30 protein-coding genes are annotated in these 25,011 nt (G+C 65.1%); 16 read left to right on the forward strand and 14 right to left on the reverse strand.

Going from position 1 to position 25,011, the window contains the following annotated elements; all coding sequences use genetic code 11:
- The first annotated feature begins 1 nt into the window (after position 1).
- The 15 genes from rplR to truA all read left to right on the forward strand — a co-directional run bounded on the left by rplR (position 2) and on the right by truA (position 10,407).
- Positions 2 to 385: a 50S ribosomal protein L18 gene (gene rplR / locus AC1DNG_RS07400; RefSeq protein ID WP_018773674.1), complete on the forward strand. Its 384-nt coding sequence runs from the start codon at positions 2 to 4 to the stop codon at positions 383 to 385.
- Positions 386 to 411: 26 nt separating this feature from the next.
- Positions 412 to 1,092, forward strand: a complete 681-nt coding sequence (gene rpsE, locus AC1DNG_RS07405; protein WP_173403037.1) for a 30S ribosomal protein S5 — start codon at positions 412 to 414, stop codon at positions 1,090 to 1,092.
- 3 nt (positions 1,093 to 1,095) lie between these two features.
- Positions 1,096 to 1,302, forward strand: coding sequence for a 50S ribosomal protein L30 (gene rpmD / locus AC1DNG_RS07410; RefSeq protein ID WP_018773676.1), 207 nt, complete (start codon positions 1,096 to 1,098; stop codon positions 1,300 to 1,302).
- Positions 1,303 to 1,794, forward strand: coding sequence for a 50S ribosomal protein L15 (gene rplO / locus AC1DNG_RS07415; RefSeq protein ID WP_018773677.1), 492 nt, complete (start codon positions 1,303 to 1,305; stop codon positions 1,792 to 1,794). It abuts the gene before it with no gap.
- Positions 1,795 to 1,981: 187 nt separating this feature from the next.
- Complete coding sequence (gene secY, locus AC1DNG_RS07420) at positions 1,982 to 3,292, forward strand: preprotein translocase subunit SecY (protein ID WP_026266474.1); 1,311 nt, start codon at positions 1,982 to 1,984, stop codon at positions 3,290 to 3,292.
- A 5-nt stretch (positions 3,293 to 3,297) separates the two neighbouring features.
- Positions 3,298 to 3,867, forward strand: coding sequence for an adenylate kinase (locus tag AC1DNG_RS07425; RefSeq protein WP_173403039.1), 570 nt, complete (start codon positions 3,298 to 3,300; stop codon positions 3,865 to 3,867).
- A 246-nt stretch (positions 3,868 to 4,113) separates the two neighbouring features.
- The gene (map, locus tag AC1DNG_RS07430; RefSeq protein WP_476851482.1) at positions 4,114 to 4,941 is read left to right on the forward strand and encodes a type I methionyl aminopeptidase; all 828 of its coding nucleotides are present in this window, start codon (positions 4,114 to 4,116) and stop codon (positions 4,939 to 4,941) included.
- A 121-nt stretch (positions 4,942 to 5,062) separates the two neighbouring features.
- On the forward strand, positions 5,063 to 6,097 hold the full coding sequence (locus AC1DNG_RS07435) for a P1 family peptidase (RefSeq protein ID WP_476858993.1): 1,035 nt from the start codon (positions 5,063 to 5,065) through the stop codon (positions 6,095 to 6,097).
- A 188-nt stretch (positions 6,098 to 6,285) separates the two neighbouring features.
- On the forward strand, positions 6,286 to 6,507 hold the full coding sequence (gene infA / locus AC1DNG_RS07440; protein WP_009358723.1) for a translation initiation factor IF-1: 222 nt from the start codon (positions 6,286 to 6,288) through the stop codon (positions 6,505 to 6,507).
- Between the two features lie 69 nt (positions 6,508 to 6,576).
- Complete coding sequence (gene rpmJ / locus AC1DNG_RS07445; protein ID WP_009358722.1) at positions 6,577 to 6,690, forward strand: 50S ribosomal protein L36; 114 nt, start codon at positions 6,577 to 6,579, stop codon at positions 6,688 to 6,690.
- Positions 6,691 to 6,863: 173 nt separating this feature from the next.
- Positions 6,864 to 7,238 carry a 30S ribosomal protein S13 gene (rpsM, locus tag AC1DNG_RS07450; protein WP_028275004.1) on the forward strand — a complete coding sequence of 125 codons (375 nt, stop codon included), beginning with the start codon at positions 6,864 to 6,866 and terminating at the stop codon, positions 7,236 to 7,238.
- Between the two features lie 52 nt (positions 7,239 to 7,290).
- Positions 7,291 to 7,692 (forward strand): 30S ribosomal protein S11, encoded by a 402-nt coding sequence (gene rpsK, locus AC1DNG_RS07455; RefSeq protein ID WP_018773682.1) that lies wholly within the window; start codon positions 7,291 to 7,293, stop codon positions 7,690 to 7,692.
- Positions 7,693 to 7,825: 133 nt separating this feature from the next.
- Positions 7,826 to 8,836, forward strand: coding sequence for a DNA-directed RNA polymerase subunit alpha (locus AC1DNG_RS07460; protein ID WP_018773683.1), 1,011 nt, complete (start codon positions 7,826 to 7,828; stop codon positions 8,834 to 8,836).
- A gap of 76 nt (positions 8,837 to 8,912) precedes the next feature.
- Positions 8,913 to 9,485, forward strand: coding sequence for a 50S ribosomal protein L17 (gene rplQ, locus AC1DNG_RS07465; protein ID WP_476887033.1), 573 nt, complete (start codon positions 8,913 to 8,915; stop codon positions 9,483 to 9,485).
- Between the two features lie 31 nt (positions 9,486 to 9,516).
- Positions 9,517 to 10,407, forward strand: a complete 891-nt coding sequence (gene truA, locus AC1DNG_RS07470) for a tRNA pseudouridine(38-40) synthase TruA (protein WP_243181084.1) — start codon at positions 9,517 to 9,519, stop codon at positions 10,405 to 10,407.
- Between the two features lie 155 nt (positions 10,408 to 10,562).
- Here truA and AC1DNG_RS07475 read toward each other — a convergent pair whose 3' ends face one another.
- Positions 10,563 to 12,140 carry a sensor histidine kinase gene (locus AC1DNG_RS07475; RefSeq protein ID WP_476887034.1) on the reverse strand — a complete coding sequence of 526 codons (1,578 nt, stop codon included), beginning with the start codon at positions 12,138 to 12,140 and terminating at the stop codon, positions 10,563 to 10,565.
- Positions 12,141 to 12,444: 304 nt separating this feature from the next.
- Between AC1DNG_RS07475 and AC1DNG_RS07480 the strand changes: the two genes are divergently transcribed.
- Positions 12,445 to 13,212 (forward strand): response regulator transcription factor, encoded by a 768-nt coding sequence (locus AC1DNG_RS07480; RefSeq protein WP_476858990.1) that lies wholly within the window; start codon positions 12,445 to 12,447, stop codon positions 13,210 to 13,212.
- Positions 13,213 to 13,277: 65 nt separating this feature from the next.
- On the opposite strand, the gene AC1DNG_RS07485 is transcribed toward AC1DNG_RS07480, so the two are convergent.
- From AC1DNG_RS07485 to AC1DNG_RS07545, 13 genes are all read right to left on the reverse strand, one after another.
- Positions 13,278 to 13,790 carry an Hpt domain-containing protein gene (locus AC1DNG_RS07485; RefSeq protein ID WP_476851476.1) on the reverse strand — a complete coding sequence of 171 codons (513 nt, stop codon included), beginning with the start codon at positions 13,788 to 13,790 and terminating at the stop codon, positions 13,278 to 13,280.
- Between the two features lie 127 nt (positions 13,791 to 13,917).
- The gene (locus AC1DNG_RS07490) at positions 13,918 to 14,802 is read right to left on the reverse strand and encodes a type II secretion system F family protein (protein ID WP_476851475.1); all 885 of its coding nucleotides are present in this window, start codon (positions 14,800 to 14,802) and stop codon (positions 13,918 to 13,920) included.
- Between the two features lie 7 nt (positions 14,803 to 14,809).
- Positions 14,810 to 15,745 (reverse strand): type II secretion system F family protein, encoded by a 936-nt coding sequence (locus AC1DNG_RS07495; protein ID WP_476851474.1) that lies wholly within the window; start codon positions 15,743 to 15,745, stop codon positions 14,810 to 14,812.
- A gap of 7 nt (positions 15,746 to 15,752) precedes the next feature.
- On the reverse strand, positions 15,753 to 17,261 hold the full coding sequence (locus AC1DNG_RS07500; protein WP_476887035.1) for a CpaF family protein: 1,509 nt from the start codon (positions 17,259 to 17,261) through the stop codon (positions 15,753 to 15,755).
- Entirely contained in the window at positions 17,261 to 18,451 is a 1,191-nt protein-coding gene (locus tag AC1DNG_RS07505) for a CpaE/TadZ family protein (protein ID WP_476851472.1), read from the reverse strand. Before AC1DNG_RS07505 ends, AC1DNG_RS07500 begins: the two co-directional genes overlap by 1 nt.
- Entirely contained in the window at positions 18,448 to 19,224 is a 777-nt protein-coding gene (gene cpaB, locus AC1DNG_RS07510) for a Flp pilus assembly protein CpaB (RefSeq protein WP_476887036.1), read from the reverse strand. Before cpaB ends, AC1DNG_RS07505 begins: the two co-directional genes overlap by 4 nt.
- 2 nt (positions 19,225 to 19,226) lie before the next feature.
- Positions 19,227 to 20,201 carry a pilus assembly protein TadG-related protein gene (locus tag AC1DNG_RS07515; protein WP_476887037.1) on the reverse strand — a complete coding sequence of 325 codons (975 nt, stop codon included), beginning with the start codon at positions 20,199 to 20,201 and terminating at the stop codon, positions 19,227 to 19,229.
- Entirely contained in the window at positions 20,189 to 20,563 is a 375-nt protein-coding gene (locus AC1DNG_RS07520) for a TadE/TadG family type IV pilus assembly protein (protein ID WP_476887038.1), read from the reverse strand. Before AC1DNG_RS07520 ends, AC1DNG_RS07515 begins: the two co-directional genes overlap by 13 nt.
- Positions 20,564 to 20,666: 103 nt before the next feature.
- The gene (locus AC1DNG_RS07525; protein WP_476887039.1) at positions 20,667 to 20,894 is read right to left on the reverse strand and encodes a Flp family type IVb pilin; all 228 of its coding nucleotides are present in this window, start codon (positions 20,892 to 20,894) and stop codon (positions 20,667 to 20,669) included.
- 269 nt (positions 20,895 to 21,163) lie between these two features.
- Positions 21,164 to 22,642, reverse strand: coding sequence for a pilus assembly protein TadG-related protein (locus AC1DNG_RS07530; protein ID WP_476887040.1), 1,479 nt, complete (start codon positions 22,640 to 22,642; stop codon positions 21,164 to 21,166).
- Positions 22,630 to 23,085, reverse strand: a complete 456-nt coding sequence (locus AC1DNG_RS07535; RefSeq protein WP_476887041.1) for a TadE/TadG family type IV pilus assembly protein — start codon at positions 23,083 to 23,085, stop codon at positions 22,630 to 22,632. The genes AC1DNG_RS07530 and AC1DNG_RS07535 overlap by 13 nt, the downstream gene beginning before the upstream one ends.
- 82 nt (positions 23,086 to 23,167) lie before the next feature.
- Entirely contained in the window at positions 23,168 to 23,779 is a 612-nt protein-coding gene (locus AC1DNG_RS07540) for a type II secretion system F family protein (RefSeq protein ID WP_476887042.1), read from the reverse strand.
- Between the two features lie 284 nt (positions 23,780 to 24,063).
- Entirely contained in the window at positions 24,064 to 25,008 is a 945-nt protein-coding gene (locus AC1DNG_RS07545; protein ID WP_476887043.1) for a type II secretion system F family protein, read from the reverse strand.
- Positions 25,009 to 25,011 lie beyond the last annotated feature (3 nt).

Here is a 25,011-nt window from a genome sequence, read left to right on the forward strand (position 1 = left end):
CATGGCGATCGCAATTAACAAGAAGCGTACGAACAAGAGCAAGTCTGCCCAGCGCAGCCGCCGCCAGCTTCGTATCCGCAAGCGCATCTCCGGAACGGCTGTACGCCCGCGTCTGGTCGTCAACCGCTCCGCACGTCACGTATTCGTCCAGGTTGTCGATGACACCAAGGGCCTGACCGTGGCAAGCGCCTCCACACTGGAAGCCGACCTTCGTGCATTCGACGGTGACAAGACCGCCAAGGCCAAGCGCGTTGGCGAACTGGTCGCCGAGCGTGCCAAGGCTGCCGGTATCGAAGCAGTTGTCTTCGACCGCGGTGGTAACAAGTACCACGGCCGGATCGCCGCCGTCGCTGACGGCGCACGTGAAGGTGGGCTGGCACTGTGACCGAAAATAACGAAAAGGACATTCAGGTGACTGAAGCTGTAGCTGCTCCGGCAACTGAGACCGCTGCGCCTGCTACCACTGACGACCGCCGTGGTGGCGCTCGTCGTGGCGAGCGTGGCGACCGCGGCCAGGGCCGTGGCGACCGTGGCGGCCGTGGTGGCCGTGACGGCGGCCGCGAGGCCGAGAAGAGCCAGTTCGTAGAGCGCGTCGTAACCATCAACCGCGTTTCCAAGGTCGTCAAGGGTGGTCGTCGCTTCAGCTTCACCGCCCTCGTCGTCGTCGGTGACGGCAACGGCATGGTCGGCGTCGGCTACGGCAAGGCAAAGGAAGTTCCTGCCGCTATCGCGAAGGGCGTTGAAGAGGCCAAGAAGTCCTTCTTCCGCGTTCCCCGCATCGGCAGCACCATCCCGCACCGCGTTCAGGGTGAGGCCGCCGCAGGCGTCGTCATGCTGCGCCCGGCTTCCGCCGGTACCGGTGTTATTGCCGGTGGCCCGGTCCGTGCAGTACTGGAGTGCGTGGGCATCCACGACATCCTCTCCAAGTCGCTCGGTTCTTCCAACGCCATCAACATCGTTCACGCGACCGTTGACGCGCTGAAGCGCCTCGAAGAGCCGGCAGCAGTGGCAGCACGCCGCGGCCTGCCGCTCGACGAGATCGCCCCGCCGGCAATGGTCAAGGCGCTCCTGAACCAGAAGGCAGGTGTCTGAGTCATGGCTAAGAACGTGCTTGTCTCCGACGCAAAGTTGGAGATCACTCAGATCAAGTCCGCCATTGGCGGCAAGCAGAACCAGCGCGACACCCTGCGGTCCCTCGGCCTGAAGCGGATCGGACACACCGTTGTCCGCACCGCCGACGCCGTGACCGTCGGGATGCTCAACACGGTTCCGCACCTGGTAAAGGTAGAGGAGGCGAAGTAAATGGCAGAGAAGAACACCGCCGAAAAGGCACAGGGCGCCGCTGAGAAGCAGAACGCACTGAAGGTTCACCACCTGCGTCCCGCCCCGGGTGCCAAGACCGCCAAGACCCGTGTTGGTCGTGGTGAAGGTTCCAAGGGTAAGACCGCTGGTCGCGGTACCAAGGGTACGAAGGCCCGCTACCAGATCAAGGCTGGCTTTGCCGGCGGCCAGCTGCCGCTGCACATGCGCCTGCCGAAGCTGCGCGGCTTCAAGAACCCGTTCCGGGTTGAGTACCAGGTTGTAAACCTGGACAAGCTCAACGAGCTGTTCCCGGAAGGTGGCGCTGTCACCGTGGAGAACCTGGTCGAAAAGGGTGCCGTTCGCAAGAACCAGCCCGTCAAGGTGCTGGGCACCGGCGACATCACCGTCAAGGTTGACGTCACCGTCCACGCATTCTCGGCCAGCGCTGCTGACAAGATTGCTGCAGCAGGCGGAAGCACCACCGCCCTCTAACGAGGCGGCGGGGCAGTTGCCCGTTGTTGAAACTCCCGGTACCAGGGGCTCAGGCCCCCGGTGCCGGGAGTTTTTTTCATTTTCCGGGCCCCGCCGATTGTTCGCGGGGCGCATCCACCCGTTAGACTCGGTTGTTGGGTTTATTTGACCTGTCTCACACGACTTTACTTATTACTCAGGAGGACGCTTGCTTAGCGCATTTGGCCGGGCCTTTCGCACGCCTGATCTGCGACGCAAGTTGTTGTTCACGCTGGGAATCATCACAATCTTCCGCTTGGGTGCCTTCATCCCCTCGCCTGGTGTGAGCTACCAGAATGTCCAGCAATGCTTGCAGAACGGTCAGACCTCGGGCGGGATCTACCAGCTCGTCAACCTGTTCAGCGGCGGTGCATTGCTGCAGGTGTCCATCTTTGCCCTCGGCATCATGCCGTACATCACCGCCAGCATCATCGTCCAGCTGCTCCGGGTGGTCATTCCCCGTTTCCAGCAGCTCTATGAGGAGGGCGCGTCAGGGCAGTCGAAACTGACCCAGTACACCCGCTACCTCACGATCGCACTTGGCCTGCTCAACGCCACGACACTGGTGTCGCTGGCACGCTCCGGCCAGCTGCTGCCTAACTGCCAGCTTCCGATCATCCCGGACAGCTCGATCGTCACCACGGTCCTGATCATCATCACGCTCACGGCCGGCACAGGCCTGATCATGTGGATGGGCGAGCTCGTGACGGAAAAGGGCGTCGGCAACGGCATGTCCCTGCTGATCTTCACGTCCATCGCCGCAGGCTTCCCCGGCTCGCTCGGTGCGATCTGGAAGGCCCAGGGCCCCGGCACGTTCTTCCTGGTCCTCATCATCGGCCTGCTCACCGTGGCGCTCGTGGTCTTCGTGGAGCAGTCCCAGCGCCGGATCCCGGTGCAGTACGCCAAGCGGATGATCGGCCGCCGCACGGTCGGCGGAACCAGCACCTACATCCCCATCAAGGTGAACATGGCCGGCGTCGTGCCCGTCATCTTCGCCTCGTCCATGCTCTACCTGCCGGGGCTGATCTCACAGTTCAACCAGCCCAAGGCCGGCGAGCCGGTACAGCCCTGGGTTGAGTGGATCAACAACAACCTCACCAAGGGCGACCACCCGATCTATATGGCACTGTATTTCGCCATGATTGTGTTTTTCACCTACTTCTATGTTGCGATTACTTTCAACCCCGAAGAGGTCTCGGACAACATGAAGAAGTACGGCGGCTTCATTCCGGGCATCCGCGCCGGCAAGCCGACCGCGGACTATCTTCAGTACGTCCTATCCCGGATCACCCTGCCCGGCGCCTTCTACCTCGGCTTCGTGGCATTGATCCCGCTGGTTGCACTGGTCCTGATTAACGCGAACCAGAACTTCCCGTTCGGCGGCACCTCGATCCTGATCATGGTGGGCGTCGGTCTGGAGACCGTGAAGCAGATTGATGCGCAACTACAGCAACGTCACTACGAAGGGCTTTTGCGATGACGAGAATGTTGATTATCGGACCTCCCGGGTCCGGCAAGGGAACGCAGGCGGAACGCATTTCAGAACGCCTCGGCGTCGTTGCGATCTCCACCGGAGACATCTTCCGCGCCAACGTCAAGGGTGAGACTCCGCTCGGCGTCGAAGCCAAGAAGTACATGGACGCCGGCGACTTCGTCCCGGACAGCGTCACCAACAAGATGGTGCGCGACCGCCTCAATGAGGACGACGTCGAGGCAGGCTTCCTGCTCGACGGGTACCCGCGCACCACCGCGCAGGTGGACTACCTCGAAGACATCCTCGCCGGCGCTGACCAGAAGCTCGACGTCGTGCTCCAGCTCACCGCTGACGACGAGGAGCTGGTTACCCGCCTCCTGGGCCGTGCCAAGGAAACTGGCCGCAGCGACGACAACGAAGGCGTTATCCGTCACCGGCTGGACCTGTACCACGAGCAGACCGAACCTGTGGTGGCCAAGTATGCCGAACGCGGCATCCTGACCCAGGTGGACGGCATCGGTGCCATCGACGAAGTCACCGAGCGCGTCATGGAAGCGATCAAGTCGGCCCAGGCCGCCTGATCCTCGCCCCCTGATCCACGCATGCTCATTGCGGCTGACGCAGAACAGAGACGCAGTGCAGAAGGGCGCGTTCCGTACCATCGGGTACGGGACGCGCCCTTCGGCGTTGGGCGGCCCCGCAGCGAGCCCGTTCCGAACCGTTGAACCGGTACGGGAGAATAGAGCTTGAAGACTTGGGTTGATGACCCATGGTGGAGGCCCGGGATCCAGCCCGCCCGGACCGCGAGAGAAAATTTTGAGGTAGCGATGGCATTCGGCCAGGCACGCATTGAATACAAGACCAACGCCCAGATGCGCACGATGCACGAGGCCGGACTGGTCCTGAGCCGGGCACTGGATGCAGCGGTGGCCGCCGCGGCCCCCGGCGTCACCACTGCCCGGCTGGATGAGGTCTTCGCCGCCGTGCTCCAGGACGCCGGCGCCAAGTCCAACTTTCTCGGCTACCACGGGTTCCCGGCCACGATCTGCACCTCGGTGAACGAAGAAGTGGTGCACGGCATCCCCGGCGGCCGGGTCCTGGCGGACGGCGACATCATCTCGATCGACGGCGGTGCGATCGTGGACGGCTGGCACTCCGATTCGGCGCGGACCGTGATTGTCGGCACCGCCGATCCCGAAGACGTTCGCCTCTCCGAGGTTACCGAGGAAGCCATGTGGCGTGGCATCGCAGCCCTGGCCACCGGGAAATTCGTGGGCGATATCGGCAACGCCGTGGACGACTACGTCTCCTCCGTGCCGGGCAAACCGCTGGGCATCCTGGAGGACTATGTAGGGCACGGAATCGGCTCCGAGATGCACATGGCGCCGGACGTGCTGAACTACCGCACCGGCCACCGCGGGCCGAAGATCCGCCCGGGGCTGTGCCTCGCAATCGAGCCCATGCTGGTCCGGGGCAGCATCGAGACCGCAATCCTGGACGACGACTGGACCGTCGTCACCACGGATGGCAAGCGCTCCTGCCAGTGGGAGCACTCGGTGGCCGTGCACGAGAAGGGGATCTGGGTCCTCTCGGCACCTGACGGGGGAGCGGCGAAACTGGCGCCGCTCGGCGTCGTGCCCGTCCCGATTCCCTAGGCCCGACTCACACGGCGACTCGCGGGATTTCTGGCGACGCGCAAAATCCCTGGCGACACCGGAATACGGTAGCGCCAGGGATTTTGCGTGTCGCAGGTCAGCCGGGGCGCACAATGGAGCCATGGGAGCAACAGGAGCCATCACAGACGTGGCCGGCATCCGGATAGGCCAGGTCCAGAAGTCCGGCGACGGCTGGCTGAGCGGAGTGACTGTGGTTCTCCCGCCGCCGGGCACCGTCGGCTCGGTCGACGTCCGGGGCGGCGGGCCTGCGACGCATGAGACGGACTCACTGGATCCCACCACGCTGTCCCAGACCGTGGACGCCGTGGTCCTGACCGGGGGCAGCGCCTTTGGCCTCGCAGCCGCGGGCGGCGCCATGCGCTGGTGCGAGGAGAACGGCCGAGGCTTCACGGTCCCCGGCGGGCTTGTTCCGATCGTGCCGGCGGCCGCGATTTTCGACCTGGGCCGCGGCGGCGATTTCTCCGCCCGCCCCGGAGAGGCGATGGGCTACGCGGCGACGGCCGCCGCCGCCGGGCAGCCGGAAGGGCACGACGTCGAACGCGGCAACGTCGGCGCCGGCACAGGAGCGGCAATCGGCAGGGGCACGTACAAAGGGGGAGTGGGCACAGCCTCCCTCACACTAGAAAACGGGGTGACCGTCGGCGCCATTGCGGTCGTCAACGCGCTCGGACTGCCGTGGGGCACATCGCCGCAGCAGGCGGAACCCGGCAGCGTGCGTCTAAGCGACGAAGGAGCGAGCACGCAGAGGGTTTCGGCTGTTGGGGCGGGAGGTGAGGCCGAAGCCGCAGACTACGGCGTTGGCGGTACGCCCCCGCCGCTCAACACCACGCTCGTCGTCGTCGCCACGGACGCCGTCCTGGACAAGGCGGACTGCAAGCGGACGGCCTCGGCGGCCCATGCCGGACTGGCCCGGGCTTTGAATCCAAGCCACACCCTCGCCGACGGCGATACCGTGTTCGCGCTGGCGACGGGCGCCGTCGCGCTTGACCGCAGCACCCCGGCGGCCCGGCAGATCAGCCTCATTACCCTGCAGAGCGCGGCCGCCGACGTCGTCCGGCTGGCCATCCTCGACGGGATCTCGCAGGCGGAGGCAGTGACGACGGCGGCCGGGACGCTAGGTGCGTACGGACGCTGAGTGCGCTACGATGGGCGGATTTAACTTCGGATTTAACAATCGGGCCGCGATGGCGTAGTGTTGTCTGTTGGTTGTCTGCCCCGTTGTGCCCTTTTGGGGTCGGGTGGCACCAGCCAATCAATCAAAAACGTCCGCGGTCATGACCGGTGCAAACCGGGAGGCTGCGGCAACAACAGTTAGCGGAGGGTATGGCCAAGAAGGACGGGGTCATTGAGATCGAGGGCGTTGTGACCGAGGCGCTGCCCAATGCGATGTTTCGCGTTGAGCTCACCAACAAGCACATCGTTCTGGCACACATCTCTGGAAAGATGCGCCAGCACTACATCAGGATCCTCCCCGAGGACCGCGTAGTGGTGGAGCTGAGCCCTTACGACCTGACACGTGGTCGTATCGTCTACCGCTACAAGTAAACACTGGGCGGCCAGGGCAATAGCCGAGGGCCGGTCCAGCTGACCAACTGCAACACGCAAAGGAACGCCATGAAGGTCAAGCCGAGCGTCAAGCAGATCTGCGAAAAGTGCAAAGTGATCCGCCGTAATGGCCGGGTCATGGTGATCTGCGAGAACCCGCGCCACAAGCAGCGCCAGGGCTAATTTCCTTCACGGGAAACCCTGGGTTGCTAACCCACGCAAGTAAATAAAGGCAGCACAAGCTGAACTGGGACGTATGAGCCCGGACAGCTAACCCCCGGTCGGAGGCTGGGGCCGCACTGAACATGCGGGTGTACTGCCTACGACCTCCGGTTTATACAAGGAGTACTGCCAATATGGCTCGTCTCGCTGGCGTAGACATTCCCCGCGAAAAGCGGCTGGAAATTGCGCTTACTTACATCTACGGCGTGGGCAAGACCCGTGCACACGAAACCCTGGCTGCTACCGGCATCAGCGCTGACGTTCGGGTCAAGGACCTGACCGACGCGCAGCTGGTTGAGCTGCGTGACTACATTGAAGGCAACTACAAGGTTGAGGGTGACCTTCGCCGCGAAGTAGCCGCTGATATCCGCCGCAAGGTTGAAATCGGCAGCTACGAAGGTATTCGCCACCGCAAGGGCCTGCCAGTGCGCGGTCAGCGTACGAAGACGAACGCGCGTACCCGCAAGGGTCCGAAGCGCACCGTCGCAGGCAAGAAGAAGGCCCGTTAATCCCTGAGGGATTAACTCGGTTTTCCCCCGATAACTTTCTGTAGGAGAAAAAATGCCCCCGAAGACTCGTGGCGCGGTTCGCAAGCCGCGTAAGAAGGACAAGAAGAATATCGCGCTGGGCCAGGCGCACATCAAGAGCACCTTTAACAACACCATCGTGTCCATCACGGACCCGAACGGTGCTGTCATCTCCTGGGCTTCGTCCGGTGAGGTTGGCTTCAAGGGCTCGCGTAAGTCCACCCCGTTCGCTGCCCAGATGGCCGCCGAAGCCGCCGCAAAGCGTGCACAGGAGCACGGCATGCGCAAGGTTGACGTGTTCGTTAAGGGACCGGGTTCCGGACGCGAAACCGCCATCCGCTCGCTGCAGGCCGCTGGCCTCGAGGTTGGCTCCATCCAGGACGTCACCCCCAGCGCCCACAACGGCTGCCGTCCGCCGAAGCGCCGCCGCGTCTAAGGCTTTCCAGCGCCCAGGAGCTTGCCCGGACCCTCACCGGTCCGGGCAGGCCCGGCCGCGTTAAGTCTTCAGACCGATCTTTCCACCACCTGTGTTGCGTCATATAGCGGATGCTCGCCGAAAGGAAACCTAAGTGCTCATTGCACAGCGCCCCACCCTCTCCGAAGAGGTCGTCTCCGAAAACCGCTCACGGTTCATCATCGAACCGCTGGAGCCGGGCTTTGGTTACACCCTCGGAAACTCCCTCCGCCGTACCCTGCTCTCCTCCATCCCCGGTGCCTCTGTAACGAGCATCCGGATCGATGGCGTGCTGCACGAGTTCACCACGGTTCCGGGTGTCAAGGAAGATGTCACTGAGATCATCCTGAACATCAAGAACCTGTCGGTTTCCTCCGAGCACGACGAGCCGGTTGTTGCTTACCTGCGCAAGCAGGGACCGGGAGTCGTCACCGCCGCGGACATCGCTCCGCCGGCCGGCGTCGAATTCCACAACCCGGATCTGCACATTGCCACGCTGAACTCGAAGGGCAAGTTCGAACTCGAACTGACCATCGAGCGCGGTCGCGGCTACGTTTCGGCAGCTCAGAACAAGTCCGGCGACTCCGAGATCGGCCGCATCCCGGTCGACTCGATCTACTCGCCGGTTCTGAAGGTTACTTTCCGCGTGGAAGCTACCCGTGTTGAGCAGCGCACTGACTTCGACAAGCTCATTGTCGACGTCGAGACCAAGCAGGCAATCGCCCCGCGCGACGCCGTTGCTTCGGCAGGTACCACCCTGGTGGAACTGTTCGGTCTTGCCCGCGAGCTGAACACCGCAGCTGAAGGTATCGAGATCGGTCCGTCGCCGACGGATGCTGCCCTGGCAGCCGACATGGCACTGCCGATCGAGGATCTGGACCTGACGGTCCGGTCCTACAACTGCCTCAAGCGTGAGGGCATCCACACCGTGGGTGAACTCGTTGCCCGCTCCGAGGCTGACCTCATGGACATCCGCAACTTCGGCGCGAAGTCCATTGATGAGGTCAAGGCCAAGCTGGTCGAACTGGGCCTGTCCCTCAAGGACTCCCCTCCCGGTTTCGATCTCGCAGCACGTGCCGCAGCCATCGAAGAGGACGACGCCGCGTTCAGCGACGACGAGCTCTAACCAACAGATCTTGGCCGGCTGGCTGGATGCACCCTGGTGTGCGCAGCCCAACGGCTTCCAATGAGGAGAAACTATAATGCCTACCCCCGCTAAGGGTCCGCGCCTCGGAGGCGGAGCGGCTCACGAGCGTCTTATGCTCGCGAACCTGTCCGCCGCACTTTTCGAGCACAAGCGGATCACCACCACGGTGACCAAGGCCAAGCGCCTGAAGCCGTACGCCGAGCGCCTGGTGACTTTCGCCAAGCGTGGCGACCTCGCGTCCCGCCGTCGTGTACTCGGCCTGATCAGCAACAAGGGCGTCGTCCACGAGCTGTTCACCGACATCGCACAGGCAGTGGAAAACCGCGATGGCGGCTACACCCGCATCACCAAGATCGGCAACCGCAAGGGCGACAACGCTCCCATGGCTGTCATCGAACTGGTTCTCGAGCCGGTTTCCGCAAAGCAGGCCGTGGTAGCCGAGGCTACCTCTGCTGCCAAGCGCGACGCTGACAAGAAGGACGCCGAAAAGGCCGACGCAGCTCCGGTTGCCGAGACCGAAGAGGCTGCTGAGACCGAAGAGGCTCCAGCCGCTGAGGCCGAAGCCGCTACCGAAGAGGCTCCGGCCGCTGAGGAAGCAGCCGCTGAGTCCGAGAAGGACGCGAAGTAATTCGCTAAATCTTTCTTATAGACTTAAGTCTATGAACGAGCTCAAACCCGCTGCCCCCGTCTTGGGGGGCGGCGGGTTTTTGCGTATCCGGCTGGATGTGGCCTACGACGGCGGCCCGTTCAGCGGGTGGGCCGTGCAGCCGGGACTGCGCACCGTCCAGGGCGTCCTGGAGGAGGCCCTCGCGCTGCTGATCCGCCGCCCCGTCCGGGTCACGGTTGCCGGGCGCACCGACGCCGGGGTGCACGCCCGCGGCCAGGTGGTCCACCTGGACCTCAGCGAGGCGGAGTGGCTGGGCCTGAACCGGGGCGCCGAACTGGATCCCGCCGTCGCCCTTCTCCGCCGCATCCGCGGTGCCTTGAGCCGTGGCCTGGGCGACCTCAGCGGCGCCATCGAGGTGCACCGGGTGAGCGTGGCACCCGTTGGCTTCGATGCCCGGTTCTCCGCCCTCTGGCGCCGCTATTCGTACCGGATCGCGGACGGCCCCGCGCTGTGGGACCCGCTGGGACGCGCCTCGACCCTGTGGCACAAGGTTCCGCTGGACGTCGGGCTCCTCAACGAGGGCGCCGCGCCGCTGCTGGGCCTGCAGGACTTCCGCTCGTACTGCAAGCCCCGCGAGGGGGCCACGACCATCCGTGAACTGCAGCGCTTCGAATTCGCGCGCGGCACGGACGGGGTCATTGTCGTCACCGTTCAGGCTGACGCGTTCTGCCACAACATGGTCCGCTCCCTGGTGGGCTCGGCGTTGTACGTGGGGGAGGGCGAAGAGGCCCCGGAATGGCTCTACGAGCGGCTCCTCGCCCGGCAGCGCGACGCCCGCTCCGTTCTCGCAGCCCCGCACCCGCTAGTGCTCGAGGAAGTGGCCTACCCGACAGAGAGCGGCATGCTGGCCCGGGCCGAACTGACGCGGGCACTGCGGGCCTAAACTGCGCCACCGATTTTCCCCACCTTTGCCGGAGCGAGGCCGCTATACGCCGGCGGGTCGGCGCAACACGCCGGCGTCGGCCACCAAAGGTGGGGAATCTCTGACGCCACCACAGCCATGTGGGCACGAAAAGGCGGTGGGCCTGCGGGCCTAAATTAGGCGGGAAGCTCGAGGGTGAAAGTGCTGCCGTGGCCCGGACTGGTGCGGCACGAGATGGATCCGCCATGCCCTTCCACGATGGCCTTGGTGATGGACAGCCCCAGGCCGGCGCCCGGAATGGATCCGTCCCGGACGGCCGGGCTGCGGAAGAAACGGGTGAAGACCCGCCCGGCGTCGGCGGCGGTCATGCCCATCCCGGTGTCCTCGACGTGAAGGCGCACCAGGCCGTCGCCGGAGCTGGCGGAGACCCGCACCGATCCGCCGTCGGGCGAGTACTTGATCGCGTTGGAAACCAGGTTGTCCAGGGCCTGGCTGATCCGGAGCGGGTCCACGTGGGCCCAGAGCGGACCCTGGACGTCCGTGGCGAGGCAGACGCGGGACGCCTGGGCGTGGGCCTGGGCCGAGCCGAGGCTCGCCTCCACGATGCCGGCGAGGTCGGTGCGGCGCGGATGGACATGGACCGCGGCGCTGGCGGACATGAGAAGATCCGAGACCAGGGCCAGCAGCCGCTCCGCGTTGCGCAGCGCCACTTCGACGCGGCGGACCACCGGACTGTCCAGGCCCTCGGTGTCGGCGAGCACCAGGTCCAGGTTGCCGATGATGGACGTCAACGGCGTGCGGAATTCGTGGGAGACAGTGGAGACGACCTCGTCCTTCGCTGCGAGGGCGTCCACCAGGCCGGTGACCTCGTTGAAGACCACCACGGCGCCGCGGAAGTCGCCGGCGTCGTTCTTCAGGGGCCGGGCCCCGGTAGAGACCACGCGGCTGGCCGCTTCCTCACCGAAGCAGACAAGGTAGTCGGCAAACGACTCGCCGGCAAGCGCCCGCCGGATGGGACGGCGCTCCAGCGGCAGGGGGGTGCTTCGGTCCTGCCCGGTCAGCACGAGATGGCCCTCTTCCGGCAGTACTTCCCCCGCCGCTTCGGCCGTAGGACGGGGCGCCGCGGCCGCGGATTCCTCGAGTTCGGCCTGCCACGTGTTCGTCAGCAGCCGGCGGCCGCTGGCGTCCACTGCCACGATCCCGACGTCGACGGTGTCAAGAATGGTGTTCAGGAGCCGTTCGCGCTCCCGGCTGTCCGCGAGTAGGACCTCCAGCTCGGCTTCCTTGGACCTGATCCGCCGCTGCTCGCGCCGCAGGCGCGCCCGCGCGAAACGCATGGCCAGGGACACCGCGAGCATCATCAGGGGCACCAGCAGGGCTTCGGCCGTGCGGGCCGCAAGCGGTGCCGATCGGTCCGCCAGGAGCCAGGGCAGGGCGGCCAGGAGGGGCACCGAGAAACTCAGTGAAAGGCTCGCGGGGGCGGAGAGCCTGGACGCCGAAATCCACACCACGGGCAAGACGGAGAGCACACCGGGATCCGGCAGCCCGGCGGTGGTGCCGTCCCGGAGCAGCCCAATCGCAACCAGGTCCAGGACAGGGATGACGAGCGGGGCCAACGGCCCAAAACGCTGCCAGGGGACCAGTACGCAGGCCACCAGGAGGGCGGCCTGCAGGGCAAAGGCGTACCGGCACAGGATGCTGTCCGGAAGGCCGGGCCAGGCGGCCGGGGCAGCCATGACAATTCCGGCCAGCATCACAGCCAGCGGCAACTGGCATACGAGGACCCGCCCGCGCGGCCCCAAAGCCTTCCCGTGTCGATCCATACTTCGGATCAGCCGCTGTCTAAGCAAAGACGCCGTGCCCCCTTCCCGTTGCTCCAGTTTTACACCCTGTGTCACGCAAATTTGACATAAATCGAAGTTTTGCCATTTCTGTTACCGGGCAGCCGCGAATTTGCCCCTTAGGGTGGGTATTCTGACATTGCTGGTGGGGGCCGGCGAGATCATTGCTGCCGCCGCATCCGCGAACGGCAGCGTAGCGTGACACATGAGGGGGGCCATGACCGACATGGGAGTCGCCGTCGTTGTAGAAGACGACGAAGATGTTCGGAACCTTGTCGAAGCCGTATTGAGCCAGGCGGGGTTCGAAGTCCACTCGGCGGCCGGCGGACGTGAAGGGGTCGACGTCGTCAGGGCACGGGAGGCAAGCGTGGTCACCCTCGATGTCGGGCTTCCCGACATCGACGGTTTCGAGGTGCTGCGCCGGATCCGGCAGTTCAGTGACGCGTACGTGGTCATGCTGACAGCGCGAACCGACGAACTGGACACCCTGACGGCGTTTCATACCGGGGCTGATGATTTCCTGGCGAAGCCATTCCGGCCCCGGGAGCTGCGCGCGCGCGTGGGTGCCATGATGCGCCGGCCCCGGCAGGACCTCGGCGCCGCGGACGGATCCGCGCTGGATTCTGGGGCGGCCGCCGCCCCTGCAGCGTCCCAGAGTCCAGTGCTGCACCACAACGGCCTGGACCTGAACCCCGAGACCCGGTCCGTGAGCGTCGACGGCGTGGCGGTCAGCCTGACCCGCAGCGAGTTCGACCTCCTGCAGGCGCTCCTGAAGGGCGCCGGCGCCGTGCGGTCCAAGACCGAGCTGGTGCGCGTGGTCCGGGGCGATTACTACCGGGCGGACGCCTACATCAGCGAATCCGACGAACGCGCCGTCGAGGTGCATATCGGCAACCTGCGGAGGAAACTCGGCGAGGACCCCGTGCAGCCGCGCTGGCTGCAGACCGTCCGCGGCGTGGGCTACCGGCTGTCGCCGGCGCGGTAGCCCCCGGAGGGGCTTCCGGCGCCCGGCGCCCGGGAAACCTGTAGGCGGCAGCGGTCCCGCCGGTCCTAGCTGTCCCACAGGACGTAGCTGAACTGGAGCTCGTCGACGGTTTCCCCGCCGCGCGCGGCGACGTCGCGCAGGAGCGACAGTGCGCGGCCAATGTCTCCGGCCCTGAGGGCGTTCTCCAGTTCGCCGGCGAGCTGGGCCAGGCGCAGGCCTCCGACCATGGCCGAGGACGTCTTCAGGCTCAGCACAGCGTCCATCGAGCCCGCGAGATCCCCGCGTTCGAGGGCCGAGGCCAGCGAGCGGTAGCGCTGGTCCCACATCCGGGTGTAGTCCCTGGCAAATCCCTTCGCCACGGCCGGATTTTCCAGCTGTGCACCCAGGTCCTGAAGCGCGGCAGGGTCCACGAGTGGGGCCGCCGGCAGGTCCTCGGGGAGGACCTCCGGGAAGACCTCTGGGAAGGCCGCTGCCGCGCTGGATGCCGTGAGGGCAGGCGCCGGCAGTCCCGGAGAGGTGGTGGGAGCGAGGGCAATGCCCGCATCTCCGTCGTCGGGGCAAGCGCTTGGAAGGGACATGTGACCACGCTACTTGCTGATGCGGCCGATGCCTTGCAGCCCGGTCTATCCTGCGGAAACCCTGAGGCTTTCCCGAGGGGAACCAATCCCTGCCGCTGGTGCCGGCCGTGGCCGTGTCGGCGGCCGTTTACTGGCCACTGAACGTGTCGATGGCGTTGATGACGGCCGGGCCCAGGATGGCGATGAAAAGCACGGGGAAGATGAAGAACAGCAGGGGAAACAGGATGGTGACGGGCAGCTTCATGGCCTTCTCCTCGGCCCGTTGCCGGCGCTTGACCCGCATGACCTTCGCCTGCACCCGCAACACCCGGCTGATGGCAATGCCGTAGGTGTCGGCCTGGACCACGGCCTGGACGAAGCTGCGCAGCTCGGGCACGTTGGTCCGTTCCGCCAGTGCCACGTATGACTCGCGCCGGCTGCGCCCTACCTGCATGTCCTGCAGGGTCCGGATAAGTTCCTCCGCCAGGGGGCCCTTGCCGTTCTCGCCGGCCCGGGCCATGGCGCCTTCGAAGCCCAGGCCCGCTTCCACGGAGATCAGCATCTGGTCCAGCGTGTTGGCCAGTTCCAGCTGCATGGTCTTCTGGCGTTCCTGCCCTCTGCTGTAGAGCAGGAGGTCGGGGATGAAGTAGCCGAGCAGGAACACAAAGATTCCCACGAGCTTGAGGACCGGCGTCGGGCTGTTGGCGCTGATCCAGAAGCCCAGCAGGGCGCCCAGCAGCCCAAGGAGCGGCTTGGCCGCGAGCACGCGGCCCAACGGCAGTGACGCGGGGCGCCCGGCGAGGGACAACAGCCGGTCCAGTTTGCGGACGTACGCCGGGGGAGTCAGCCGGTAGCCGGCCCGTTCCAGCAGGCTGCTGCGCTCCCGATGGGTGAGCTCGGCCGGGTCGGTGCCATGCGCGAGCATCTCCCGCATGGCGCGCTGTGACCTCCGGTCGACGGAGAGCAGCGACCACGCCAGATAGCCGAGCGGCAACGCCACCAGCAGCGTGGCAAGTAGTACAGCAGGTGCCATAGCCGCCTCAGAACTTCAGGTCGATGATTTTTCGCATCCACAGCCCGCCAATGGTCATGAGGATGACGGAGGCCGCCATCATGCCCCAGCCCAGCGGGTGCGTGAACATCGGGTTCATGTAGCCGGGATTGACCAGCATCAGCATCACCACGATCCCGATCGGCATGGCCATGAGGATGTACGCGGAAAACTTTCCCTCGGCGGCGAGGGATTTGATGTGTCCTTTGATCTCGCTGCGCTCGCGGATGGTCTCGTTGACCTGGTCCAGGACTTCGGCCAGATTCCCGCCCACTTCACGGTTGATCTGGATGGCCTGGGCGATCCAGACGAAGTCCTCGTTCCGCATCCGGTCCGCGGTGTCGCTCAGGGAGTCCAGGAGGTCCCGGCCCAGGCTGGTCTCTGTAACCACGCGGCGCATCTCTTCCGACGTCGGGCTTTGGGATTCGGACGCGGCGGCGTCAATGGCGCGCATGATGCTGTGCCCGGCCCGGAGGCCGCCGGACAGCAGCTGCAGGGTATCGCCGAGCTGCTGGTCGAACTTGGTGCGGCGCTTGCCGGCCAGGATGCGGAGCACGAGGTGGCCCACGACCGGCGCCAGGAGCACCAGGAGGACCGCCAGCAACGGGCCCGCGACGACGAACCCGGCGAGGCCCCCCGCAACCGCCCCGGCCAGGAGCAGGACGTAGAAGTCGGCCTGGCCCAGGCGCAGGCCGGCCTGTTCCAGCGACTCGCGGTTGAAGAGCCGGACTTTGCGGCCGGAAAAGAATCCGTCGACCAGGTGGACGGCCGAGCCGGCGAACCGCGTCAGCTGCGAGTCGGCCTGGCCCTGGACGGGCCTGCGCCGGTCCAGGGGGACACTGGCCCCGCCGGGGGAGAGCAGCGCGAATCCCAGGACCACCACTGCGCTGAAAAGCAGGCCGACGCCGATGGGCAGCAGAGTCATGGACAGATCACGCCCTTCCGGCCGGGGTCAGCGGAGCAGCAAACACAGCGGGGGAGACGTGGATGCCCAGGTCCTCGAAACGGTCGATGAAACGCGGACGGATGCCGGTGGGGACCGGCCTGCCGAGGAACCGGCCGTGGGCGTCGACGCCGGCGGCGTAGTCGAACACGAAGGCATCCTGGAGCGTGACGATGTCGCCCTCCATGCCCTGGACCTCCGTGACGTGGGTGATCCGCCGGGTGCCGTCCCGCAGCCGGGAGATCTGGATAATCAGGTTGACGGCCGAGGCGATCTGTTCCCGGATGGCGCGCAGCGGCAGGTCCATGCCGGCCATGAGCACCAGCGTCTCCAGACGGGCCACGGCGTCCCGGGGCGAGTTGGAGTGCACTGTCGAGAGCGACCCGTCGTGGCCTGTGTTCATGGCCTGGAGCATGTCCAGCGATTCGCCGCCGCGGACCTCGCCCACCACGATCCGGTCCGGTCGCATGCGCAGGGAGTTCCGCAGCAGTTCGCGGATGGTCACCTCGCCCTTGCCCTCAGTGTTCGACGGCCGGCTTTCCAGCCGCACCACGTGTTCCTGCTGGATCTGGAGTTCGACTGCGTCCTCGATCGTCACGATCCGCTCGTCGTGGGGCAGGAACGAGGAAAGGACGTTCAGCAGTGTCGTTTTGCCGGTGCCGGTGCCGCCCGAGACGATGATGTTGAGCTTGGCCTTCACGCAGGCGTTCAGCAGTTCCGCCATTTCCGGCGTCAACGTGCCGAACTCGATGAGGTTCCGGACAGTCAGCGGCACCTTGCTGAACTTTCGGATGGTCAGCGACGAACCGCCGACGGCGAGCGGCGGGATAACGGCATTGACGCGGGACCCGTCCTCGAGCCGAGCATCCACGAGGGGCGAGGACTCATCGATGCGCCGGCCCACTTTGGAAACGATGCGCTCGATCACCTTGCGGAGGTGGTCCTCGGAGCTGAACCGCGACTCCGTCAAGGTCAGTTTGCCGTTGCGTTCCACGTAGATCTGGTCCATCCGGTTGACCATGATTTCCGTGACGGCGGGATCGTCCAGGAGGCGCTGCAACGGGCCGTAGCCCAGGACGTCGTCGGCCACGTCGCGGACCAGCCGGGAGCGCTCTTCGGCGGACAGGGGGACCTGTTCGGCGTCGATGATGCGCGTCAGCTCCTCCCGCGCGGAGGTGCGGAGGTCCTCTTCCGTGGTTGCCGAATCGTTGAAGCGGGTTCCCATACGCTCGAACAACGCAGTGGCGGCCCGCTGTTTGAGGGCGGCGAAAGCGTCGACGGGCTGCTGGCCCCGGGCGCGGGAGTCCTGGTGCTCCGGGAAAGCCGGCAGCGGTGGGCGGTCAGTCTTCTGGAGCACGACGGCGGCCGGCGCCGCCGCCGTCGTCGCGCTTCCTCCGGTGGGGGACACGGCCACCGGCGATGCGGCCTGCGGGGATTCGGCCCGTGGGGCGGACGCAATCGTTCCCTCGGCGGAGCGGAGCCGTTCGGACAGTTTCATCAGACCACCACCCGGCGGTGCAGTTTCTTCTGGGCGGTGGCGCGCCAGGCGGGATCGAACCGGTTGACGAGCTGTTTCAGTCCCTTGATGGCAGGATCTTTGCGTCCGTCCTGGAGGACCGGGATGCCGCGGTTGGTGGAGAACGCCACTGCCTTGGACCGCGGGATGCTGACGTCCACGGGCGCGCCGATGGTCGCCTCGACGTCCTGGACGCTCAACCCGGACTTCGAGTCCGCCATGTTCAGCACCACGTGGCGGGTCTCGGGCAGCAGGTCCAGGCGCCGGAGGATATCCAGGCCGGAGCGCAGCCCGCGGATACTCGGCACGTCCATGGCAGTCACCCAGACGGCGTCGGTGCACTGCTCGAGGGCGGCCAGCCCGACCTCCGGGAGCCCGGGTGCGGTGTCGACCACGACGTATTGGAACTGTTCGGCCAGTTGTTCTAGCAGGCGCGTGACCTGCTGGGGTGTGATGTCGTCGGCCTCCTCGGGCGTCCGGGGGGCGCAGAGGGCGTAGATGCTCCCGGGATGGACGGTGAGGAAGGCTTTGAGGACGAGGGAATCCTGGCTGGCCGCGGACGAGACGGCGTCGGTCACGGTGTGCTCCGGGTGCAGGTACAGGCCTGAGGCCACGTCCCCGAACTGCAGGTCCAGGTCCACAATGACCACGCCCATGGGCGCCACTTTGCCCAGCCCGATGGCGATGTTGGTGGCGATCGTGGTTTTGCCGACCCCGCCTTTGGGGGAGAAGACGCCGATCACCAACCCCCTGGCGCTGTCAGGCTGGCTGGCCGCCGTGGTTCGGTTGCGGGTGGCGAACGACTGGCAGGCCCGCTCCAGCAGCACCCGGATCTGGGCCGGGTCCGCCGCCGGGCTGAGGATGTCGCGGATGCCGGCCCGCATGGCCAGCAGGACGAAGTTCGGATCGGCCTCGCCGACCAGGATGACGCTGAGCTCGGGAAGCTGGACGTCGAATACCGTCGCCAGGCGCAGGGCGTCCTCCACCGGCACGTCCGGTCCCAGGATCAAGACCTCGGGCCGTTCCTGGTTGAGGCTGGCGAAGAGCTCCGCCGGGTTCGCGGGATTGACGAACGCGAAGGTCTGCAGGCCGCCCGGAAGGCCGCCGGCCAGGGCCTGGCGGACGCGGGCATCGAAATCAGTGTTCGGCGAAATCAGGACAAAGCGGCTCATTTGTACACCTCTGGTCGCGTTACGATGCCGGGGCGGCCGCTGTCCGTGGCGTTGAGCGGTTCCTTGCTCAGCCAGATGCTGGCCGATTCCGTGAAGTTTGCGGCATAGACAATCTTTGTGGCGTCCATGTCATTCACGGCGACAGTAACGATCATGGAGCCGGTGGGCAGCGACGTGTCCTCGGCATCCGCGGGGGACCCGGCGGCGGAGGGCTGCGGGGACGGGGCAACCACCGGGGCGCGCTGGACCGCCGTCACGAGAGCCTTGTGTACCGTCAGCTGGGTAGTCTCTTTGTCTGCCTTCGCCTCGAGGCCGCCGTCCTTGAGGTTGATGAAGACACCCACATGGTCGCCCGCCGCGAGTCGGCCGCCGACGAGCCGCTGGGGCTCGAGCTGGAAGGAAACCTCCTGCAGGCCCTTGGGCACTTCAATCGCTCCGCTCGCCTTTAGTGCCTCCGGCTCAATCAGCCGCTCGGCGACGAGCTGTTCGCCAGGGAGGAGGTCGACGGCGGTGACTTTGCCGGCCAGCCCGTCCAGGTTCGTGAGAGCCGACTTTGAGACGGCTTTTCCGGGAAGATCCTGGCTGGTCACGAATGCTTTCAAGGCCGCGACCGACGTGCCGGCCGGCACAGCTTTCGACACCACGAGAACGGTGACGGGCTGCAGGCCCTGCACCGCCCTGCTGTCGGCGCCCTGCGCGTAGCTGACTACCAGGATGGCTCCGACGGCGGCCAGCACCAGGGCCGCGATTCCTGCCAATAAGCGTGACTTCACTGTTAGGGCACTCCAATGGTAAGGCGGACTATTGAGGTCCCGTAGTCCGGTGCTGCGCCGAGTGCGAAGGCGTCGGACAAAGAGACATATCGCACGAAGTAGCCCCTGATGGTCTTGTTCTTGAGCGTCCCGCCTAATGACCAGCTGTTAGAGGCAAAGTGGTAACCCGTGACATGGAAGGCGGCAAATCCCTTCACGTAGTACTTGCCGCTGGAGCCGTTGCCGGTCGCCACGTCGTACAGCGGGAAAAGGACTGTTTGGTCGTTCATCTTGCTCAAGTCCGCAGCGGTGCATTCGCCTGGTGCGCTCGCGCCCGTGTTGCTGGAAAACCAAACGCCAGAGTTGTTTGCTTGTCCGGCTGACAGGGTGACTCCGCATTTTGCATCGCTGTCCGAAATCCAGCCGAAGCCACCCGGGATCTCGCCACAGCCGCCGGAATCCATGTCCAGGACCTGTTCGGCGCCAGCCAGCGAACCTGGCGGCAGGTTGAGCTTGCATTGGGCAATGGCCAGGGGCAGAAGGATCGTGCCCGTGGACGGTGTTCCCCACTCCACGCGGGAGGTAGCGGTTACTTCGGCGGTTGAAAGGCCCAATGCCCGGGCGAAGAAGAGGGAAACCCGGTTGGGCGGCTTTCCTGCTTCCTGGGCCCCCACCGTTACTTTCACGGTGCGGGCGGCCTTATCCAGTACGAGGTCCGCGATGTTGCTCGCGCCGTCGCGGGCATTACCGTTGGCGAGGCTCCTGGCGAGTGGGGACGTGGTGGAGCAGTTGACGTCGTTGATGTTCTTGGCGCACTTTTGAGCGACCATGAGAGCCACGGCATCCGAGCCGTTCTGATCCTGGGTTCGTTCGGCGTAGAGCATGCCGACGTCCACGGCCAGGGCGGTGAAGCCGAGCAAGGTCACCATGAGGATGGCGACCAGGACGCTGATGGCCCCGCACTCGCCGTCGGCGGTTGCCGTTCCTAGCCTCCGCACAGCATGACTCCTTTGCCTTCCATGGGGAACGGGCCCGCGATGCCGGTCATCGTGGAAAGCGAATAGGTGATCTTGAAGGTCACCTGGGTTCCGGTGCTGCAAGTGGCGGGACTGATGGTGATGTTGGTGTCGGCCAGGGCCGGTTTCAACGCGGTGGCTGAATTCTTGGCCGCCGTCCGTGCCGCGCTGGGGCTGTTGCCGATGGCCATGGCCCGGACCCCTTCGCGGGCCGCGGCCGAGAGGGTGATCTGGGCGTTATAGGCGCGCCCGAATTCCGTGATGCCAAGCAGCAGCATGACCAAAATGGGCGCAAGAAGAGCGAATTCCACGGCGACGGCGCCCCGTTCGGATGTCTTGGACATGGGACCGCCTTCCCGCGATGGTTGCCTGAGACGACTATGTGGTGGCGGCTCGATGCCGCCACCACATAGTCATGGACCGAAGAGCCGTGCGTGGGTGCGGTGCCTACGGCGTGCAGGATGCTGCTACGTCACCGGCACGGGGTACCAAGGTGCCGCCGCTCACGGAGCACTGCACCTGGGTGAAGGTGTCCTGCAGTGTGCCGCCGAGGAGGGTCACAGCGGCGATGATCACGACGGCGATCAGGGAGACCATGATGCCGTATTCGACGGCGGTGGCGCCGCGCTGATCCCGGCAAAGACGAGTTGCGAAAGCGGTGATGAAGGAACGCATTGGGGACTCCTGAGCGAGTTGGGCGGCTGGCCCTGCACCAGCACTGAGAGGAACTTAGCAACCGCCGACACGCCGACGATTCGCCTTTGACGCATCCTGTGCCAAGGCTTCCCAAAATGCACGTTTCCTGTACATTCCCTGCGCGCATCTTGCGCCTGGAATGCAACATTGCTGTAGCCGGGCCCACAGAAGGACCCCCTTGGCTCTGGTCCAAGGGGGTCCGGTATCTGGGTCTCCTGCGGCCGGCCCCGTGCACGCCGGCCGATCATTCAGCTCGGGATCCGTATCAGCCGGGAGTTGGAACTGATCGCATTGACCGCAGAGACGAAGATCGGGCCGAGTTCGTTTCCGCTTGCTGCGCAGAAGAAGAAGTCTCCGTCGGAGTTCTCGATATTCCGGAGCGCCGCTGTGGAGCAGTCGTTGTCGGCGTCGCTGGGGATGCCGTGTGAGTCCTTCGACGCCGCGGTGGCCAGGACGTTCCGGACAAACGCGCCGCCGCTGCCGCACTGCGCGCTTGTTGCGTCTCCGAATGCGACTGTCACGATGAGCAGGCCCGCCGCCTTGGCGTTGGTTGCGACCGCGTTCAGGTTGTTGCACGCAGCTGACGCGTTGGTAGTCCCGATGTCGTTTGCGTTGTTCAATGAGTTGTCGGATCCCGCGACGTTCTGCTCGTTGGGTTGGCCGTCCGTTTCCAGGATGATGGCCTTGCGCGCCGTTCCAGCGCGCGGGGGCAGGCTTCCCAGGTTGTTTGAGGGCATGCCCAGCACGTACCGTGAGGCGGCTTTGAGGGGTGCCGCCAGATACGTTCCTCCGCTCGACGCCGACAGGCACGTTAGGGCCTTGACGAGCGTGCTGCTCGTGTTCAGTGGTGGCGTTCCGCCTGGAATTGCGGGGTTCTGGGTGTAGTCGTTGGAGAACGGAACGGGGATCCAAGGACCTGTGTTGTCCGTAGATGGCGTGGTGATACAGCTTCCGGGAGATGCCTTGCTTCGGTGGATCGTGCCCAGCGCTACGTATTGCTGATCCCTGGTCATGGTCTGCAGGGTGCTCTTGATCCCGGTGACCATCAGGTCCCGATTCGCGGTGCTCATGCTGCCGGTTCGGTCTGCCACTATAGCGATATCCATGGGATTCGGGATCTGGGAGCCGCAGGAACCCTTACAGGCATCTGACGCCAGCGAGCCCGTATTGCCGGTATTAATCCCGATCACGGGCGCGAAGTTGAACGCGACGTCCTTATCGTCGGTCACAGTGATCGAATTACATGCGTTGCTGCCCCCCGGGATGCAGGGGATCGCGCAGATGGTTTCGCTGCATCTGGCACCGGCGATCGTTCCGGGGTTGCAGACGCTCGGGATCTGGCTGCTCAGCACGGTCCGGCCGGCGCCTGTTGACGCCACCACACACCAGTAGGTGATCGTGGGGGCTGCTGCGGGGTCGTTGGCCCGGGCGAATGACGCCGCCGCGTTGCGGGCGGTCACCGGGTCGCCGGGGAGGTACGACGCACCAGCCAGCGCGGCGGCGTCCAGCGCATTGCTCAGATGCTGGCGCTCGTAGACCAGCTTGCCGACGTCGACGGCCATTGCAAGGGCTCCGAAGAGTACGGGAACCATCAACGCGAAAATGACCGTCGCCGCCCCTCGCTCCCGGGATGCCCTACCGCGTGTGTTCTTGTCTTTCAATTGCCCCCGGTTATTACCGACGCTACGTATCCACTTCAGGAACGATCCTGGTGTCAGGGAGTGCATGATCCTCCGGTCCAACGCTGTGCGCCCGCGGCCACAGTCGCGGGGCTTTCCATTTTCATGACGGCTTTTGCTTCGAACACGCCGCCTAGTACCCACGAATAGAACCCGCTCAGCGACGACTGGGGGTAGCGCAAGCAGACGACCATAAGCCCGGGAGCCCCAGCCGACGTGTCGACGGCGAATCGCACCTGGAGCTTGCTGCTGTCAAGCGATCCCCGTGCGCGGTTGGCGGACGCAATGACGTCACCCTGTGTGACTCCCTGCCGCGCGCTTTCCCGTGCCGCCCCTTGCAGGCTGACGCTTTGCCCGAGGGCCGTCCCAAAATCAATTACCCCAAGGAGCATGGACAGGAGCAAAGGAAGCACCAAGGCAAATTCAACTGCCGTCGCACCGCGCTGCCGGCCATCCCGAACCTTTCGATGTCCTGTCCTGGACCTAAACATCTGTTGCTCCTTACGATCTGGTTGATTCCTGCCCACTCCGGCGAGGTGAGGGACGAATTGCGTGCCGGCTTAGCTGCTTTCGCTACCGGCCCGAAAACGTGGCGATTGCATTGATGACGGCAGGGCCGAGAATTACGATAAACAGCGGCGGAAAAATAAAGAGAAGCAACGGAAAAACCACAGCCACGGGAAGTTTCATTGCTTTTTCCTCTGCCCGAAGACGTCTCTTGATCCGCATCTGGTCCGCCTGGGGTTTCAGGACCCGGGCGACCGAAAGGCCCTGCACATCGGCCTGGATGACAGCGCCCACGAAACTCTTCAAATCCGCAACCGAGGACCGCGCGGCCATGGCTTTGTAGGCCTCACGGCGGGTTCTTCCGGCCTGGATGTCCTGCAGGGTGCGCACCATCTCGTCCGCCAGCGGACCCTTTCCGCTCGTCCCCACGCGGGCCATGGCGGCTTCAAAACCGAGGCCGGCCTCGACCGAGATGAGCAATTGGTCCAAGACATTGGGCAGATCCAGCTGCAATCTCGCCTGGCGTTTTGTGCTGCTGTTGTAGACCAGAAGGTCGGGGACGAAGTAGCAGGCTGCCGTGAGGCACACTGACAGCAGGACCCCCTGCGGAGTCTTTGTGCCGCCCAAAAGAAGTGCCAACAGAACTCCGCCCAGGGCCGCAAACGGTTTCAAGCTCAAGAGGCGGTCCAAGGGCATGGATGCCGGCCGGCCCGCATTCCCGAGCATCCGGTCCAAGTGGGACATATAGGCCGCGGGTGTCAGCCTGCGGGCAAGAAGCAGCAGCCAGTGAGGGCCCGCCGGGGAGGCACCTGCCTGCGGGGCCGAAACGGCAGCCAGCCTGGATTGGATCAAGCGGCCGGACGACCTGTCGACGCCGATCAGGGACCAGGTGAAGTAGGCCAAAGGAAGGATGATGCTGGCGATCAGCAGCCAGACTGTGGGGGTCATGTGCTCAGCTCCTTTTAGAATTCGATCTTGACCATGCGGCTGATCCAGAAGGATCCGATGGCCATCATGACCACGCTGGCTGTGATGAGGACCCAGCCCAGCACAGTGGTTGTCAGGACCGACATGTATCCCGGATTGACGAGATTGATGAAGATTGCGACAAAGAACGGCAGCGCAATCAGGATGTATGCCGAGAACTTTCCTTCTGCCGCCAAGGCACGGACCTGGCCCTTGATCTGAGCCCTTTCGCGCACGGTCTCCGCGACATGGTCGAGCACCCCGGCCAGGTCGCCGCCAACTTCACGGTTGATCTCAATCGCCTGGCTGAGCCATTCGAAGTCCTCACATTGCATCTTGCGGCCCACCTCGGCCATCGACTCCGAAACCGGCCGGCCGACCCTGGCCTCGTTGACGATCCTGGCGAGTTCCTCGCCCATCGGCGCCGGCATCTCGACGCTGGCCGTGTGCATGCTCTGGGCAATGCTGTGGCCGGCACGCAGGCTGCCGGAGAGGGACATGAGCATGTCGCTGAGCTGGCCCTCGAAGGCGGCGCGCCGGCGGCCGGTCTTGAAGGAGAGCAGCGCCTTAGCGCCCACCGGACCGATGGCCGCGAACAGGACGGTGAGAAGCCAGCCTTGCAGCACGTAGCCCGCCAGGCCCAAAATGAAGGAGGCAACCAAGATCAGGACGATGAATTCGGACGGCCGGAGTTTCAGGCCCGCCTCGCCGAGTGCATCGCGGCCGAACGGGCCGCTGCTCTTGTGCCCGACGCGACGCTCCACGGCGGCGACTGTGACGCCGCTCAGCTTCGAAATCATCGAGGAGTTGGACTCCGCCGGCGGCCTCCTCCGGTCGACGTGGATGTCCGCGTACCGGGGACGGAAGGCGACAAAAAGGGCGAGGGCCAAGCCAGACAGAATAAGTACAGTGCCGGCCAGCAGAGCGTAATCGTGGGTCACGGT

Source organism: Arthrobacter sp. 01T425 (assembly GCF_056398725.1).